Origin of the sequence: Streptacidiphilus melanogenes (genome assembly GCF_000787835.1) — a bacterium.
GTDB lineage: Bacteria > Actinomycetota > Actinomycetes > Streptomycetales > Streptomycetaceae > Streptacidiphilus > Streptacidiphilus melanogenes.
This window is the reverse complement of the sequence record NZ_BBPP01000005.1, coordinates 133,095-149,322: the sequence shown is the minus strand read 5'-3', so window position 1 is coordinate 149,322 and position 16,228 is coordinate 133,095. Positions and strand designations below refer to the sequence as shown.

At 73.3% G+C, this 16,228-nt stretch carries 11 protein-coding genes and 1 pseudogene; 6 read left to right on the top strand and 6 right to left on the bottom strand.

Annotated elements, in window-relative coordinates; translation table 11 throughout:
* Window positions 1–28 precede the first annotated feature (28 nt).
* The gene (locus TR49_RS08075) at window positions 29–1,063 is read right to left on the bottom strand and encodes a P1 family peptidase (RefSeq protein WP_042379119.1); all 1,035 of its coding nucleotides are present in this window, start codon (window positions 1,061–1,063) and stop codon (window positions 29–31) included.
* A 351-nt stretch (window positions 1,064–1,414) separates the two neighbouring features.
* On the opposite strand from TR49_RS08075, the gene TR49_RS08070 reads away from it, so the two are divergent.
* Window positions 1,415–1,798 (top strand): ArsR/SmtB family transcription factor, encoded by a 384-nt coding sequence (locus tag TR49_RS08070; RefSeq protein WP_042378757.1) that lies wholly within the window; start codon window positions 1,415–1,417, stop codon window positions 1,796–1,798.
* On the opposite strand, the gene TR49_RS08065 is transcribed toward TR49_RS08070, so the two are convergent.
* Window positions 1,779–3,749 carry an APC family permease gene (locus TR49_RS08065; RefSeq protein ID WP_152627134.1) on the bottom strand — a complete coding sequence of 657 codons (1,971 nt, stop codon included), beginning with the start codon at window positions 3,747–3,749 and terminating at the stop codon, window positions 1,779–1,781. The genes TR49_RS08070 and TR49_RS08065 overlap by 20 nt on opposite strands.
* Window positions 3,750–4,005: 256 nt before the next feature.
* On the opposite strand from TR49_RS08065, the gene TR49_RS08060 reads away from it, so the two are divergent.
* The 3 genes from TR49_RS08060 to TR49_RS08050 all read left to right on the top strand — a co-directional run bounded on the left by TR49_RS08060 (window position 4,006) and on the right by TR49_RS08050 (window position 10,200).
* A complete protein-coding gene (locus TR49_RS08060) occupies window positions 4,006–5,868 on the top strand; it encodes an APC family permease (RefSeq protein ID WP_042378751.1) in 1,863 nt (620 codons plus the stop codon).
* A gap of 237 nt (window positions 5,869–6,105) precedes the next feature.
* Window positions 6,106–9,609: an FG-GAP-like repeat-containing protein gene (locus TR49_RS39735; RefSeq protein WP_052434105.1), complete on the top strand. Its 3,504-nt coding sequence runs from the start codon at window positions 6,106–6,108 to the stop codon at window positions 9,607–9,609.
* A gap of 156 nt (window positions 9,610–9,765) precedes the next feature.
* Entirely contained in the window at window positions 9,766–10,200 is a 435-nt protein-coding gene (locus TR49_RS08050) for a hypothetical protein (protein WP_152627123.1), read from the top strand.
* 24 nt (window positions 10,201–10,224) lie between these two features.
* Here the strand turns inward: TR49_RS08050 and TR49_RS08045 are convergent, their stop codons facing one another.
* The 3 genes from TR49_RS08045 to TR49_RS08035 are packed head-to-tail and all read right to left on the bottom strand — an operon-like array spanning window position 10,225 to window position 13,379.
* Window positions 10,225–11,358 carry an acyl-CoA dehydrogenase family protein gene (locus TR49_RS08045; protein WP_042378744.1) on the bottom strand — a complete coding sequence of 378 codons (1,134 nt, stop codon included), beginning with the start codon at window positions 11,356–11,358 and terminating at the stop codon, window positions 10,225–10,227.
* 2 nt (window positions 11,359–11,360) lie between these two features.
* Window positions 11,361–12,500: an acyl-CoA dehydrogenase family protein gene (locus TR49_RS08040; RefSeq protein ID WP_042378743.1), complete on the bottom strand. Its 1,140-nt coding sequence runs from the start codon at window positions 12,498–12,500 to the stop codon at window positions 11,361–11,363.
* A gap of 3 nt (window positions 12,501–12,503) precedes the next feature.
* Entirely contained in the window at window positions 12,504–13,379 is an 876-nt protein-coding gene (locus TR49_RS08035; protein WP_042379114.1) for an enoyl-CoA hydratase, read from the bottom strand.
* 47 nt (window positions 13,380–13,426) lie between these two features.
* Between TR49_RS08035 and TR49_RS08030 the strand changes: the two genes are divergently transcribed.
* The gene (locus TR49_RS08030) at window positions 13,427–14,230 is read left to right on the top strand and encodes an SDR family oxidoreductase (RefSeq protein ID WP_042378740.1); all 804 of its coding nucleotides are present in this window, start codon (window positions 13,427–13,429) and stop codon (window positions 14,228–14,230) included.
* Window positions 14,231–14,261: 31 nt separating this feature from the next.
* A complete protein-coding gene (locus TR49_RS08025; RefSeq protein WP_042378738.1) occupies window positions 14,262–15,422 on the top strand; it encodes an acetyl-CoA C-acetyltransferase in 1,161 nt (386 codons plus the stop codon).
* On the opposite strand, the pseudogene TR49_RS08020 reads toward TR49_RS08025, so the two are convergent.
* Window positions 15,416–16,072 (bottom strand): annotated as a pseudogene (locus TR49_RS08020) (alpha/beta fold hydrolase); the annotation flags it as partial. The gene TR49_RS08025 and the pseudogene TR49_RS08020 overlap by 7 nt on opposite strands.
* Window positions 16,073–16,228: the final 156 nt, after the last annotated feature.

Sequence of the window (16,228 nt, the reverse complement as noted above, 5' to 3'; positions counted from 1 at the left end):
CGGGCAATGGCAGTCGTTTGACGTACCATCACCCACAATTCGGCTTGTTCGTACACTTGTCCCGAAAGCTGCTGAACTCTCCCACCGACTCCGCCGCGAGCACGGCATGCCCGACGGCGCGGGTGACGGTGTCGGCGGCGGCCGCGTAGAGCTCGTTGAGTGCGCCCGCCTCCACGTGGACCGCGAAGGCCGGGTCGCCCTCCGGGACGGGCAGCGGGCGGGCGCCGGAGGCCAGAACGAACACGGTGTCGCCGTCCGAGAGCAGGTGCACCGGGCGCAGTGCGCGGGCCAGGCCGTCGTGGGCGGTGCCGGCGAGCTTGTGGGCCTGAGCCTTGGTGAGGGTCGTGTCGGTGGCCACGACGACGAGGGTGGTGTTCAGGGACGGCCCCTCCGCAGGCGCGGACGGCTCCGCGCGGAGCTCGGGGAACTCGCCCGGCCGCCCGAAGCGGGCGGCGTAGAGCTCGCCCGTCGCGGGGTCGACCGCTGACCCGACGGCGTTGACGGCCACGACCGCGCCGAGGGTCACTCCCGACGGCAGCCGGACCGAGGCCGAGCCGATCCCGCCCTTCAGCCCGCCCACGACCGCGCCCGTCCCCGCGCCGACGTTGCCCTGCGCGACGGGCCCGTCGGCTGCCGCGTCCGCGGCGGCACGGCCCAGCGCGGCGTCGGGCCGGGCCCGCCAGTCGCCACCGCGCCCGAGGTCGAACAGCGCGGCGGTCGGCACGACCGGCACGACCTGCGTGGGTTCCGCGCCGACGCGGAATCCGCGGCCCCGCTCCTCCAGCCACGCGACGACGCCTCCGGCGGCGTCCAGTCCGAAGGCGCTGCCGCCGGTCAGCAGGATCGCGTCCACGCGCTGCACGAGGTTCCGCGGGTCCAGCGCGTCCGTCTCCCGCGTCCCGGGGCCCCCGCCCCGCACGTCCACGGCCGCCACGGCCCCGCCCTCCGGCGCGAGCACGACGGTCACCCCGGTCAGCGCGCCGCCGCCTACGCGGTGGGCGTGCCCGACCCGGAACCCGGGGACGTCGGTGAGGGTGTTGGTCAGCGCGGTCTCATCTGCCATGCCGTCAGCTTGGCATCCCTTCCCGCTCACGGGCAGTTGCACGCTGCCCGGGGCCGCGGGGAACTGCGCGAGAACCACGCTGTGCTGACTGCCCTGCGCGTTGAGGACCATCCGCACGCCGGTGGCTTGTCGCGCAGTTCCTCGCACCCCTGAGCGGTGCGCCGTCGCGCTGGGGCGAACGTGCGCCCGGGTCGCACCCACGCGGCGGAGCCGCAAGTCGGCACAGCCCCGCGCCCTCGGGGAGTGCACCCACCTGCGGGAGCGAGTGTGCGGGCTGGTCCCGTCCCTGGAGGTGCAACCGCACGTGGGAGCGAACAGGCGGGCGGGGGTGTCCTGAGTACGATGAAAACCATGGTCTCCAGAGCCGCCGCGTCCGCGCACGACGCACCTGCCGCGCCCGCGCTCGACGCGGTGGAGGCCGAGCGGGTGGCCGGGACACTGCAGGCCCTCGCGACGCCGTCGCGGCTGCGGATCCTGTCGCGGCTGCGGCAGGGCCCCTGCACGGCCGGTGAGCTTGCCGCCGACGTGGACATGGAGCAGTCGTCCTGCTCCCACCAGCTGAGGTTGCTGCGCAACCTGGGGCTGGTGGTGCGAGAGCGACAGGGGCGGTCGGTGGTGTACGCGCTGTACGACGACCACGTCTCCGCGCTGCTGGACCAGGCCGTCTACCACGTCGCGCACCTGCGCGTCGGCGGCATCGGCGGCGTCGGCGGGGTCAGCGCCGGGGAGGAGTGAGCGGGCTGGGCTCACCGCGCCGGACGGCGCCCGGCGCGCGGCGGGCGGGTCCGCCCGCCCTGCGGGAGGACGCGAGCTGCCACGGGACGCTGATGACCATCACGCCCGGCATGAACAGCAGCCGGCTCTTGAGCCACAGTGCCGACTGGTTGTGCAGCGGCTGCTCCCACCAGTGGCCGACGACGTACTCGGGGATGAAGACCGCCACCGCGTCCCTCGGTGACTCCTTGCGCAGGCCGCGCACGTACGTCACGACGGGCTTGGTGATCTCCCGGAAGGGCGAGTCGAGGACCTTGAGCGGGATGTCGATGTCGAACTCGTCCCACTGCCGCTCCAGCTCGCTCGCCTCGTCGCGGTCGACGGCCGCGGTGACGGCTTCCAGCACGTCGGGGCGGAGCGCCTCCGCGTAGCCGATGGCGCGCAGGGTGGCCTTGTGCAGCTTGGACACCAGGACCACGCCGTGGACCCGGCCGGGCCGGGTGAACACCTCCGCCGGTGCGTCGACGGCGAGCTCGTCCGCGACCTCGTCGTAGTGGCGGTGGATGGCCTTCATGTTGACGAAGAGGAAGATCGCGGCGACCACGGCCAGCCAGGCGCCCTGCGTGAACTTGGTGGCCATCACGATGACCAGGACCAGCGCGGTGACGCACGCGCCGAAGCCGTTGATGATCCGGGAGCGCTTCGCCGCCGCGCGCGCCCGCTGGTCCGTCTCGGTGCGCAGCAGTTCGTTCCAGTGCCGGACCATACCGATCTGGGAGAGCGTGAACGAGGTGAAGACGCCGAGGATGTAGAGGTGGATCAGGTTGGTGACGTTCGCCTTGTAGGCGACCAGCAGGGCGACGTTCACCAGGGCCAGTGCCAGGATGCCGTTGGAGAAGGCGAGCCGGTCGCCGCGGGTGTGCAGCTGGCGCGGCAGGTAGCGGTGCTGGGCGAGGATCGAGGCCAGCAGCGGGAAGCCGTTGAAGGCCGTGTTCGCGGCCAGGACCAGGACCAGGGCGGTCGCGGCCTGGATGTAGTAGAAGAGCACGCTGTGGTCGCCGCCGAAGATCGCCGCGGCGAGCTGGGCGATGACGGTCTGTTGTGGCGCGGTCGAGCAGTTGGGGAAGCCGACGAGCTGGCAGCCGTCGTTGGTGATGTGGATCTTCGAGGTCAGCGACAGCACCGTGATGCCGGCGAACATCACCACGGCCGTGATGCCCATGGCCGCCATGGTCTGCGCGGCGTTGCGGCTCTTGGGCCTGCGGAAGGCCGGAACGCCGTTGGAGATCGCCTCGACGCCGGTCAGCGCGGTACAGCCGGAGGCGAAGGCCCGCAGCGCGAGCATCAGCAGGGCGAAGCCGGTGAGCGTGTTGTTGTGGTCCGTCGGCGTGATCGGGTACTTCGCGCTGGAGGCCACCGGGCTGTGACCGAAGGCCATCTTGACGAAGCCGGTGATGATCATGATGAGGATGCCGGCGATGAACAGGTAGGTCGGGGTGGCGAAGGCCTTGCCGGACTCGCGCACGCCGCGCAGGTTCACCGCCGCCAGCAGCACCACGAAGAGCACGGCCATCAGCACGCGGTAGGACGCCAGCGCGGTGAAGGCCGAGATGATGTTGTCGACGCCGGAGGCCACCGAGACGGCGACGGTCATCACGTAGTCGACGAGCAGCGCGGCCGCGACGACCAGACCGGAGTTGGCCCCCAGGTTCGTGGAGACCACCTCGTAGGAGCCGCCGCCGCTCGGGTAGGCGTAGACGACCTGACGGTAGGACAGCACCACCACCGCCATCAGCAGCACGACCCCGAGGCCGATCCACGGGGTCAGGTAGAGGAAGGCCGTGCCGCCGACGGTCAGGACCAGCAGGATCTCCTGGGTGGCGTAGGCGACCGAGGAGAGCGGGTCGGAGGCGAAGATCGGCAGGGCCACGCGTTTCGGCAGCAGCGTCTCGCCGAGCTCCTCGCTGCTCATCGCCCGGCCGATGAGCAGCCGCTTCACCACCTGAGGGATGTTCACCACGAACCGAGACTAGGCGAAACCCGGCATTTTGGCCGATTTCGGCGCGCGGCGCGGGGCTGCCGGGGTCAGCGTCAGGATCGCGTAGCGGAGCCGCCCGACGACGTCAGGAGATCGTCAGAACGTTCCCCCGGCCGCGTCAGGAAACGCCAGCATGGGGACTCGTCCGAGCGACGACCACCACGACGCAGCACGTCCCCGGGGAGGGGTCATGTCGGCAGCCACCGCCGCCACCGAAGAGTCCACACCGCATCCGATACCCGCGGCCGCCGACCCCGCGGAGAGGCACCGCCTCTCCGCGCTCGGCGGCCTGGCCGCGCTCTCCCTGGACGCCATGGCGTCCGTGGCGTACGGACCCGAGGCCATCGTGCTGGTGCTGGCCACCGCCGGTGCGCACGGGCTCGGCTTCACCCTTCCGGTCACGCTCGCGATCGCCGCGCTGCTGGCCGTGCTGACCTTCTCCTACCGCCAGGTCATCGCCGCCTTCCCGGACGGCGGCGGCTCCTACGCCGTCGCCAGGACCCACCTCGGCCGGCGCACCGCGCTGGTCGCGGCGGCGTCCCTGGTCGTCGACTACGTGCTGAACGTCGCCGTCTCCGTGACGGCCGGCGTCGCCGCGCTGACCTCGGCGTTCCCCTCCCTGTACGGGCAGCGCGTGTGGATCTGCCTGGCCGTGCTGGCGCTGATCACCGGAATCAACCTGCGCGGCATCGCCGAATCGGCCCGCGTCTTCATGATCCCGACGGTGCTCTTCGTGGCGTCCATCCTGGGCGTGGTGGTCGTCGGCCTCTTCCGTGACCACCCGGTCGCGCTGCTGGCCGCCGGGCACACCTCCGACGTCGCCTCCAACGCCACGTCCGTCGGCGTCCTGCTGCTGCTGCGCGCGTTCGCCTCCGGCTGCTCCGCGCTGACCGGCGTCGAGGCGATCGCCAACGCGGTCCCGTCGTTCCGGGTGCCGCGCGTCAAGCGCGCCCAGCACACCGAGATCGCGTTGGGCGGGCTGCTCGGCGTGATGCTGATCGGGCTGGCGGTCCTCATCGGCCGCTTCCACCTGCAGCCGGTCGAGGGCGTCACCGTGCTGGCGCAGCTGACCGACGCCTCGTTCGGGCACGGCTTCCTCTTCTACCTGGTCCAGTTCGCCACCATGGTGCTCCTGGCGCTCGCCGCCAACACCTCCTTCGGCGGCCTGCCGGTGCTGCTGCGGCTGCTGGCCCGCGACCACCACCTCCCGCACGTCTTCGCGCTCCGCGCCGACCACCAGGTCTACCGTCACGGCGTGCTCGCGCTGGCCGGCGCCTCGGCGGTGCTGCTGGTCGCCTCCGGCGGCGACGTGGACAGCCTCGTCCCGCTCTTCGCCATCGGCGTCTTCGTCGGCTTCACCATCGCCCAGGTCGGCATGGTCCGGCACTGGTGGCTCTCGCGCTGCCCCGGCTGGCGTGGCAAGGCGGCGACCAACGGCTTCGGCGCGCTGCTGACCACGGCGGCAGCGGTGGTCGAGACGCTGACCAAGTTCACCGAGGGCGCCTGGCTCGTCGTCACCCTGCTGCCGCTGCTGGTCCTGCTCTTCACCGCCGTCCGGCGCGGGTACACCCGGATCGGCGAGCAGCTGGAGCTGGGCGTCGTCCCGGCCGCGCCGGAGCCGAGGCACTCCCTGGTCGTCGTCCCCGTGGGCGCGCTGTCCCGCCTGACGCGCGAGGCGCTGTCCGCGGCGGTCTCGCTGGGCGACGAGGTCCTCGCCGTCACCGTCGTCCCCGGCGAGGCGGACGAGGAGGAACGCGCGGCGGCGGAGTCCCTGCGCCGCGACTGGGAGCTGTGGCAGCCCGGAGTCCCGCTGGTCGAGCTCCCCTCGGCCCGCCGCGAGCTGGCACGACCGCTGGTGCGGTACCTGCGCGAGCTGCGCGCGGAGGACGGCGGGCACGCCTACGACCGGGTGACGGTCCTGGTGCCGGAGGTCGAACCGGAGCACTGGTGGACCTGGCCCCTCCACAACCAGCGTGGCGCGCTGATCAGCCGGGCGGTGCGGCGGGGCACGGACGCGACGGTCTGCCGACTGCGGTTGCGACTGAACGGGTAGATGACCGTCCAAGAGGGGATGTGACACCGAAATCTGACCCTTCGGTGCAAGTGGCGCATGCTCAGAAAGGCCCTCACCGCAGGTCAGTGGCGACTGCTAGGCTCCGCCTGCGCCATGGGGGGAGCCCGAGACCGCCGCAGGCTCGCCCGCCAGGGCTCGAGCCCGGTACGCACCGCGCGGGGGCATCGGTTGGACCGTCTGTGCGCGTCTTTCGACGTTCCTCCCGAGGGAGAGCATGTGCTGTCCGACCGTTCCCGGGCACTGAGCGCGGCCGCCGCGGCCTTCACCGCGGCAGCCGTCGCCGTCGCCCTGACCGTGACCGGCAGTGCCGTCGCCACGGCCGCCGCCGCCACCGGGGCCACCCCGGCGAGCAGCGGCGCCGCGGGTGTCGGCACGCCGGTCGACTTCCCCGGCACCACCGCGTCCACGCCGGCCGCGGAGACCCTGATCAGCGCGGGGACCACCGGGTTCCTGCACCAGCGCGCGGGCAGCAACGACCTGTTGTGGACCCGGTACGACACCGGCGCGACGGTGACGGCGTTCACGCTGCCCCAGAACGTCACCACGTCGAACCTCCGGCTGACGATCCCCGGGGAGTTCGGCACCGGCTCCGACGTCGTCGCCGCGTTCGACTGGAGCGGCAAGGCCGCGGTCACCCTCTACGACATGGGCGCGGGCGGCGCCCCGAGCGTCGTGTCGCTCAACGGGCTGACCTACGACGGCACCTACGGCCGCACCGTGGTGGCGACGGGCGCCCTCGGCACCGCCGCCGTGCCGGGTGTCCATCTGCTCACCCCGGACGGCTCGGGCGGGACGAAGGACGTCCTGGTCACCGGCCTTCCGGCCGATGCCGCCGGGCGGCTGACCCACGTGCTGGCGGGCGACGCCACGTCAGTCGTGCTGCAGTACATGGACACCGCCGGCTACCACCAGGCCCTGGTCGACCTGGCCTCGGGCGTGGCCACCCCGATCAGTCTCAACGCCCCCGCCTCGTCCGTCTCCCCCGTCCAGGTGGCCCTCTCACCCACCTCGGTCCTTTTCACGGCCCGCGGCAACGGTGCCGTCCAGGTCTTCTCCCGCGCGAACCCCTCGGCCGCCCCCTCCACCGTGCAGACGCCGGCGAACTCGTTGAGCCAGCCTTCACCCTCCGTCGCCGAGGTCTCCGGGGCCGTCCTGACGGTGCAGAACCCGCGGGCGGCCGCTGCGAACGGCGGCGCGCTGACGGCGACGCCGGAAGCGGGCGGGACCGCCACCTCGCTGCTCACGGCGACCGACGACGCGTTGGTCCCTACCCCGGACGGCGGCGCGGTCATCGCAGGCACCCTCCAGGGCGGTGAGTGGGGCTTCTACCGGGTGGCCCCCGGCTCCTCCGGACCGACCGCCACCGAGATCACACCGCTGTACCGGGCGCCGTCGCCCGTCGCGGGCTTCGCGCTGGAGCGGGGCACGGCCACCGTGTGGAGCGCCGACAGCAGCACGATCTGGAGCCGTACCCTCACGGGCGGAGCCTTCGGCGCGCTGACGCACATCGCGACCACCGGCTCGCCGTCCGGGCCGCTCGTCGCGACCGGTGACGGCCAGGTGGCGTTCGACTTCAACGGGGAGCTCACGAAGGCGGGCAGCTCCGGCCCGACGGCCTGGATCAGTCAGTCGACCGGGCTCGTCGTCGACGCCGACGGACGCTACGTGCTCTCCGACAGCGGCGCGTTGACCGCCTCGGACTACCGGACCGGGTCCGTCCTCGGGCCCGTCGGGGCTCCGGCCAAGCCCGGCGGCCGCCCCGGAGCGGTATGGGGCGGCTTCGCCTACGTCGGCTCCGGCCGGACGGGCGCGGTCACCATCGAGGACCTGGCCAACCATCGCGTGGCCGGGGTCGTGGACAGCGGCGCGCCGTGCGTCGCTCCCGAGGTGCAGGTCGTCGGCCGCTGGCTGTACTGGACCTGCGACACCCACACGGCGGGCATCCTCGACATGGCCGACGGGGCCCGCTACCGCCTGCCCGCGAGCGGCAGCGGTTACGACGACGCCCTCCTCGGCGACGGCTTCGTCGTCCACCACGACGCGACGGCCGGGCAGCTGGTGCTCGACGACGTCCACACCGACGCGGACGCCTCGACCACGACGGTGGCCTCGCTGGGCGGCGGGACGGCCGCGCCCGACCGCGACCTGTCCTGGACCGTGGACCGCTACAGCGCCGAGCTCGGCTGGCACGACGCCGGCAACGTCTTCCACGTCGCGCCCGTCGTCGGCATCCCCGCCTCGGCTGCCTGGACCCCGGCCAGCAAGGCGCCCAGCGTTCCCGCCTGGGTGACACCGATGGCGTTCAGCTACGGCGCGGGTCTGTCGAACGTCCGCGCGTGCACAGGCGTCCGGATCGCGCCGACCCGCATCCTGGCCACGGCCGACTGCTACACCGGCCACGGCAGCACCAGCAGCGGCTGGGGTTACAACCGCTCCACCGGCGAGATCCAGGGCGGCGGCAGCAACCCGCCGTACCTGCTCGACCAGCGCTACAACGCGTCGTCCGGTCAGGACGACCTGAGCGTGAGCCGCTCCTACGACGCCGCGTCGAGCAACGTCGCCGTGCTGGCGGGGGCCGCTGACAGCGCGCTCTACCGACCGGGTACCACCGCGGTCTTCTACTCCTGGTCCACGCTGGGCTGGGACGGCGTCGACTTCCGCACCCCGCACGCCGAGACCGTGCAGGTGCAGTCCGCCGCGACCTGCGCGCAGCTGCTCGGCCACGCGCTGCCGTCCGGTTCCCTCTGCACGGCGCCGGCCCCGGGCGCGGCCTGGGCAGCCCCGCAGGACCAGTGCGTCGGCGACGCGGGCGGCGCACTCGTCGCGGGCGGCAAGCTGATCGGCACGTCGGCCACCCCGGCGGGCTCGTGCGCGTCCGCCTCGGTCCGCGTCTACACCGCGACGGCACCGAAGATCGCGCTGGAGCGCGGCTGGAGCCGCGACCTGGGCACGTGGGGCATCGGCACGAGCTTCGGCGGCATCACGGCGCAGGGCTCCGACCACGTCATCACGGCCTTCTGCTCGAGTGACATGCACGGCTGCTTCAACGGCGGCGTGGGCTCCATCAGCGACATCGACCAGCAGTTCAACCTCGTGCTCGCGGCCGGGGACATGAACGGGGACGGCAGCCCGGACCTGCTCATCCGCAGCAAGTCCGGTGCCCTGTACCGGTTCTGGGGCCTCGGCGTGGGCGTCGTCGAGCTGAACAGCAGCAAGAAGACACTGCTCGGCACCGGATGGAACCAGTACACCCGCATCCTCGCCCCGGGCGACCTGACCGGCGACGGGATCACCGACGTGGTGGGCATCGACCGCTCCGGGGTGATGTGGCTCCACCCCGGCACCGCGAACGGTGGCCTGGGCAGCCGGGTCCGCGTCGGCAGCGGGTGGAACTCCTTCAACCTCGTCGCCGGGCACGGTGACCTCACCGGCGACGGCATCGCCGACCTGGTCGCACGGGACTCCGGCGGCCACCTGTGGACCTTCGTGGGCAACGGCCACGGCGGGTTCGAGGCGCACCACGTCTACGTCGGCTCGGGCTGGGGCCAGTACAACGCCGTCGTCCTCGGCGGCGACCTGAACGGGCAGGGGCACCAGCAGCTGATCGCCCGCCTGCCCAACGGCCAGTGCTACCTCTACACCTCCAACGGCGCCGGCGGCTTCACCGCAGGCGGCGCGGTCGGCGGCAACAACTGGGAGCGCTACGCCCAGCTGAGCTGAGCCGGAGCGCGTGCGCGAGCACGGGTGCCCCAGGGTCGCGGGTCTCCCGCCCCTGGGGCGTCGCCGCGCTAGGGCGCCGTATGGATGCGCGTACCTCGCGTATGGAACCCGTCAAGATTGCACAACGCACCCGCCCGACGCGGGTGTGATGGCAGGGTGTTCGAGGATTCCGCTCCCGCGTCGATGCCGACGCCCCTGCTGTTCGTGGTCGCCTTCGGCGTCGCGTTGGCGGCGTCGGTCTTCGTGGGCGCGGTGACCACGCCCAAGCACGCCGTGGTGGGGCTGGTGATGGTCGGCGCCGTCTGTGTCGGCGTCGCGCGGCGGGGCAAGGACCTGCGGGCGGCATTGGTCGTCGCGCCGGTCTTCTGGCTCTGCTTCGACGGGTTCGTCGAGCACCGGGACGGCGTCCTCGGGTGGGACGGCTGGACGGAGGTCTGGCGGCTGACCGCGCTGCTCGGGGCGGCGCTGCTGCCGCTGCTCGCACGCGGGGTGCACGGGGTCTGGACGGCGCGGACGCGGTTCCGGCAGGCGTCGTTGGAGTGGTTCGAGCCGGAGATGCCGGAGCGGAAGCACCCCTCCGCCTGGAACTGAGCTCCGCCTGGAACTGAGCGCGGATCAGCCCACGCCGACGATGCGGGCCCGGCAGGACGCCGGCGTCCCCCAGGCGTCTCGGAGCGGACGGGCCTTGCGCAGCCACAGGGACAGGTCGAGCTCCTCCGTGTAGCCGATCGCCCCGTGCAGTTGGAGGGCCGCCCGCGCCGCCGTGCAGGCCGCCTCTCCGGCGGTGACCTTGGCCATGGCGATGTCGACCGGGTCGAGCGACAGGGCCGCCGCGTGGACCAGCGGCCGCGCGAACTCCAGCGCGAGCAGCACGTCCGCGAGGCGGTGCTTGACCGCCTGGAAGGAGCCGACGGCGACCCCGAACTGCCGCCGCTCCCGCACGTAGCCGACGGTCTGTTCGAGCAGCGCCCGGCCGACGCCGACCGCCTGCGCGGCCGTCGCCAGCGCGCCCCACGCCCGCGCCCGCTCGACGCCTGCGGCGACGCCCGGGCCCCGGGCGAGCAGCCGGCCGGCCGCGGCCGGGGTGAAGAGGCGCCGGGCGGGGTCGTGCGACGGCGCGGCCGGGCCGGGCTCAGCGGCCAGCCAGAGCTCCTCGCCCGTCTGCCCCGCGACGACGAGGACGACGTCCGCGACGTCGGCGTCGAGCGCGTAGCCGCCGTCCACGCGAAGCGTGGCCAGCGCGTCCCCTGACGCGAACCGCGACAGCAGGCCCCGGGCATACCCGGCGCCGTCTCCGGCGGCCGCCCCGGCCTCAGACCCCGGGCCGCCGCCCCGCGTGTCGCCGAGCTCCGCCCCGCCGGGCCCCGGGCCGTCGGGGCCCGCGTCGCCGAGTCCCAGGCCGTCGAGCCCGCCGTCGTGGAACCCCACGGCGTCGGGGCCCGCGTCGACCAGCTCGGAGAGCAGGACGGCAGCTGCGACCGTCTCGACCGCAGGGCCCGGGACGGCGTGGCGTCCGAGGGCCTCGAAGCCGAGCGTCAGTTCCAGCGGCAGCCGGCCCGCGCCGTCGAAGGCCTCAGGGACGGCGAGGGCGAAGACGCCCGCCTTCGCGAGGCGGTCCCACAGGGCGCGGCCAAGGGCGTGGTCGCCACGGGCCCAGGCGCGGGCGGCCGACGGGCTGTCGGCGGCGGCGAGCAGGGAGTCCAGGGTGCGGGCGAAGTCCCGCTGCTCGGCGTCGAGGAGGAAGCGCACCGTTACCGCCGTCCCTTGGGCAGGCCGAGCAGCCGCTCGGCGATGATGTCGCGTTGGATCTCGTTGGTGCCGGCGTAGACCGGGCCGGCCAGGGAGAAGACCCAGCCCTCCGCCCACGGGCCGTCCGCGCGCTCCGCCTCGGGGCCGAGCAGGTCGAGCGCGGTCTCGTGGAGGGCGATGTCGTACTCGGACCAGAAGACCTTGTTCAGGCTCGACTCCGCGCCGATGGTCGCGCCGGCCGCGAAGCGCGAGGCGCCCGCGTAGGTGAACAGCTGGTAGGCGCGCGCGCCGATCAACGCGTCCGCGACGCGGTCGCCGACGGCCGGGTCGCGGCCGGTGGAGCCCCACAGGGCGGCCAGTCGGCGCGCGGAGGCGAGGAAGCGGCCGGGTGAGCGCAGCGTCAGACCGCGTTCGTTGCCCGCCGTGCTCATCGCGACGCGCCAGCCCTCTCCGGGGGCGCCGATGACGTCCTCGTCCGGCACGAACACCTCGTCGAGGAAGAGCTCCGCGAAGGCGGGCTTGCCGTCGAGCCGGCCGATCGGCCGGACCGTCACGCCCGGAGCGCGCAGGTCGAACATCAGGTAGGTGAGGCCCAGGTGCGGTCTGGGCAGGCCGGGTTCGCTGCGGAAGAGGCCGAAGGCCCGGTCCGCGAAGGCGGCCCGGGACGACCAGGTCTTCTGGCCGCTGAGCAGCCAGCCGCCATTCGTGCGGACCGCACGGGAACGGAGCGAGGCGAGGTCGGAGCCGGACTCCGGCTCGGACCAGGCCTGTGCCCAGATCACCTCGCCGCGGGCCATCGGGGGCAGCACGCGGGCGCGCTGCTCCTGCGTGCCGTGGTCGAAGAGGGTGGGTGCGAGCAGGTTGATGCCGTTCTGGGAGACCCGGCCGGGCGCGCCCGCCGCGTAGTACTCCTCCTCGAAGGCGAGCCAGCGCATGATGTCCGCGCCACGGCCACCGTAGGGCTCCGGCCAGGAGACCACCGACCAGCGGTCGGCGGCCAGTTCGGCCTCCCAGGCGCGGTGGGCGGCGAAGCCCTCACGGGTCTCCAGCGAGGGGAGCGGCGCGGACGGGACATGGGCGGCCAGCCAGGCACGGGCCTCGCCGCGGAAGGCCTCGGTCTCCGCGTCGTGGGTGAGGTCCACGGTCTAGGCACCCGCCTGCTTCTTCATCGCGGCGACGTCCATGCCCCCGAGGGAGTCGGCGGCGACCTCCGCGTTGTGGGCGTGGGCGAGGTGGTGCAGGCCGAAGACGGAGTCCATCCCAGCGTGCAGGCCCTGCAGGTCCTCGGCCTGGTTGACGGCGCGCTTGGTGAGGGCGAGACCCAGGCGCGGCATCTGGGCGATGCGCTCCGCGAGTTCGAGGGTCTGCGTCTCCAACTCGGTGCGCGGGACCACCCGGTTGACCATGCCGACCTCGTAGGCGCGGCGTGCGTCGATCCGGTCGCCGGTGAAGAGGAACTCCTTGGCGATGCGCGGTGGCATCACCCAGGGGTGGGCGAAGTACTCGACGCCCGGGATGCCCATCCGGACGACGGGGTCGGCGAAGAAGGCGTCCTCGGCCGCGACGATCAGGTCGCAGACCCAGGCGAGCATCAACCCCCCGGCCACGCAAGCGCCCTGGACGCAGGCCAGGACCGGTTTCGGCAGCTCCCGCCAGCGTCGGCACATGCCGAGGTAGACCTCGGACTCGCGCGCGTAGCGGCTCTCCGCGCCCTGCTTGTCGGAGTGGTCCCACCACAGGCCGGCGCGCCGCTCGAAGGGCAGGTGCGCGTCGCGGCCCGGTGTGCCGATGTCGTGCCCGGCGGAGAAGTGCTGTCCCGCTCCCGCGAGGACGACGACCCTGACGTCGTCGTCCGCCGCGGCGCGGTAGAAGGCGGCGTCGAGGGCGTAGGTCATCGCCGAGTTCTGGGCGTTGCGGTAGCGCGGGCGGTTCATGGTCACCCACGCGACCGCGCCGCGCCGCTCGTAGAGCACCGGCGGCTCGCCGTCGGCGGCGTCGGAGGACTCGGGGGCGGCACTCATCATGGGACTCCTTCCCTAACAAGTGTTTGGTAGGTTAACGTACCCGCATGGGTGACGTCGACGGTCTCCGCACACCTCCTCCCTACCTGCCCGGGCACGGCCTGCTCGCCGGACGCAGCGCGGTGGTGACCGCCGCCGCGGGTGCCGGGATCGGCGGCGCGACGGCCCGGCGCTTCCTCGAGGAGGGGGCCAAGGTGCTGGTCAGCGACGCGCATGCGCGCCGGCTCAAGGAGTCCGCCGAGGCGCTGACCGCCGAGTTCGGCGCGGAGCGCGTCGCCGCGCTGCCCTGCGACGTCACCGACGAGGCCCAGGTGCGGGAGCTGTTCGCCGCCGCCGAACGCACGCACGGACGGCTCGACATCGTGGTCAACAACGCCGGGCTCGGGGGCACCGCGGAACTCGTCGACATGACCGACGACCAGTGGGACCGCGTCATCGACGTGACCCTCGGCGGCACCTTCCGCTGCACCCGGGCCGCGCTTCGCGCGATGAGGGCGGGCGGCCGGGGCGGGGTCGTCGTCAACAACGCCTCCGTGATCGGCTGGCGCGCCCAGGCCGGACAGTCCCACTACGCGGCGGCCAAGGCCGGCGTGATGGCGCTGACCCGCTGCGCGGCCCTGGAGGCCGCCGCGTTCGGCGTCCGCGTCAACGCGGTCGCGCCGAGCCTCGCCATGCACCCGCACCTGGCGAAGGTCACCACCGACGAACTGCTCGCCGAGCTCACCGAGCGCGAGGCGTACGGCCGTTATGCGGAGCCGTGGGAGGTGGCCAACGTGATCGTCTTCCTGGCCAGCGGCTACTCCTCCTACATGACCGGCGAGACCGTCTCCGTGAGCAGCCAGCACGCCTAGAGCCTTACCGCTGAAGGGAGTTCCGCCCACCATGGCCGAGGCCTACATCATCGACGCGGTCCGCACCCCCGTGGGACGCAAGGGCGGCGGCCTCGCCGCCGTCCATCCGGCGGACCTCGGCGCGCACGTGCTCACCGCGCTCATGGCACGCACCGGCGTCGACCCGTCGGCCGTCGAGGACGTCGTCTTCGGCTGCCTCGACGCGGTCGGGCCGCAGGCGGGCGACATCGCCCGCACCTGCTGGCTCGCGGCGGGCCTCCCCGAGGAGGTCCCCGGGGTCACCGTCGACCGGCAGTGCGGATCGTCCCAGCAGGCGCTGCACTTCGCCGCGCAGGGCGTCCTGTCCGGCACGCAGGACCTGGTCGTGGCGGGCGGCGTGCAGAACATGAGCATGGTCCCGATCGCCTTCGCCAGCCGCCAGGCCGGCGAACCGCTGGGCCTGACGGACGGGCCCTTCCACGGCAGCGCCGGCTGGCGCGCCCGGTACGGCGACGCCCCGGTCAACCAGTTCCACGGCGCGGAGCTGATCGCCGCCAAGTGGGGCGTCTCACGGCGGGACATGGAGGAGTTCGCGCTGCGGTCGCACCAGCGGGCCGTCCGCGCGATCGACGAGGGCCGTTTCGCGCGCGAGGTCGTCGCGTACGGGGACGTCACCGTCGACGAGGGGCCCCGGCGGGACACCTCGCTGGAGAAGATGGCCGGGCTGAAGCCCGTCCTGGAGGGCGGGACGATCACGGCGGCCTGCTCCTCCCAGGTCTCCGACGGCGCGGCGGCGATGCTGCTGGCGAGCGAGCGGGCCGTCCAGGAGCACGGACTGACCCCGCGTGCCCGCGTCCACCACCTCTCCGTGCGTGGCGAGGACCCGATCCGCATGCTGTCCGCGCCGATCCCGGCGACCGCGTACGCGCTGAAGAAGGCCGGGATGTCGATCGACGAGATCGACCTGGTCGAGATCAACGAGGCCTTCGCCCCGGTCGTGCTGGCCTGGCTCAAGGAGACGGGCGCGGACCCCGAGCGGGTGAACGTCAACGGCGGAGCCATCGCGTTGGGCCACCCGCTCGGTGCGACGGGCGTGAAGCTGATGACGACGCTGCTGCACGAACTCCAGCGCACGGGCGGCCGCTACGGCCTGCAGACGATGTGCGAGGGCGGCGGCCAGGCCAACGTGACGATCGTCGAGCGGCTCTACTGAGCCTGCCTCGGCGGGCGCGGGCCGTCGCCGGGGGCGGCGACCTCACGCACGGCCTCGGCGACGGCGCGGAAGTCCTTCTTCAGGATGGCCCCGTGGTTGCTGGGGACCTTGGTGCTGCGGATGTTGGGGTTGCGGGCGGTCACCGCGGCGAGGCTGCTGCGGATCTGTTCCTGCTCGTCCCCGCGGCTGCCGAAGGAGGTGCCCGACGCGACGACGAACCGCGCCGGGACGGTGATGCGGTCCAGCACCGGCCCGAGCTCGCGTTCCCGAGAGAGCCGGCCGAGCTCGATGTTGCTCTCCGCCTGCTGGGCCGCGCCCATCCGCGGCGTGAGCCCGGTCGGGCGCAGCAGCGGGGTGAACCAGCCCATCCGCTTGAACAGCTTGCGGATGCGCTGCTCCATGGCCTCGTCGAGCCAGTCGTAGGGGTAGGCGCCGTCGACCAGGACCGCGCCGACGGTGCGGTCGGGGTTGCGCTCGACCCAGTGCGCGGCGACGAGCGCCCCGTAGGACCAGCCGACCACGACGGCCCGGTCGACGCCCCTGGCGGCGAGGACGGCGTCGACGTCGCGGACGGCGGCCTCGAAGGAGTAGTCGGCCGAGGTCGTGGACTTCCTGCCGCGGGCTCGTTCGTCGTAGGTGATGTGCCGCCATCCGGTGCCGAGTTCGGCGAGGACCCGGCGCCAGTAGCCCTGGGTGGCGAACTGCCCGTTGAGAGACCACGGGGATGCCGGGGCCGCCGGTGTCGGTGACGGCCAGGGCGGCGTCGTCGACCGGCACCATGCCGGTCCACGGTGCGAGGGCCTGGG

Bases quoted from the DNA above. Each gene is read 5' to 3' on its own strand.
- TR49_RS08035 (WP_042379114.1), bottom strand. From the start codon at position 13,379: ATGAGTGCCGCCCCCGAGTCCTCCGACGCCGCCGACGGCGAGCCGCCG.
- TR49_RS08070 (WP_042378757.1), top strand. From the start codon at position 1,415: ATGGTCTCCAGAGCCGCCGCGTCCGCGCACGACGCACCTGCCGCGCCC.
- TR49_RS08075 (WP_042379119.1), bottom strand. From the start codon at position 1,063: ATGGCAGATGAGACCGCGCTGACCAACACCCTCACCGACGTCCCCGGG.
- TR49_RS08060 (WP_042378751.1), top strand. From the start codon at position 4,006: ATGTCGGCAGCCACCGCCGCCACCGAAGAGTCCACACCGCATCCGATA.
- TR49_RS08065 (WP_152627134.1), bottom strand. From the start codon at position 3,749: ATGAGCAGCGAGGAGCTCGGCGAGACGCTGCTGCCGAAACGCGTGGCC.
- TR49_RS08030 (WP_042378740.1), top strand. From the start codon at position 13,427: ATGGGTGACGTCGACGGTCTCCGCACACCTCCTCCCTACCTGCCCGGG.
- TR49_RS08025 (WP_042378738.1), top strand. From the start codon at position 14,262: ATGGCCGAGGCCTACATCATCGACGCGGTCCGCACCCCCGTGGGACGC.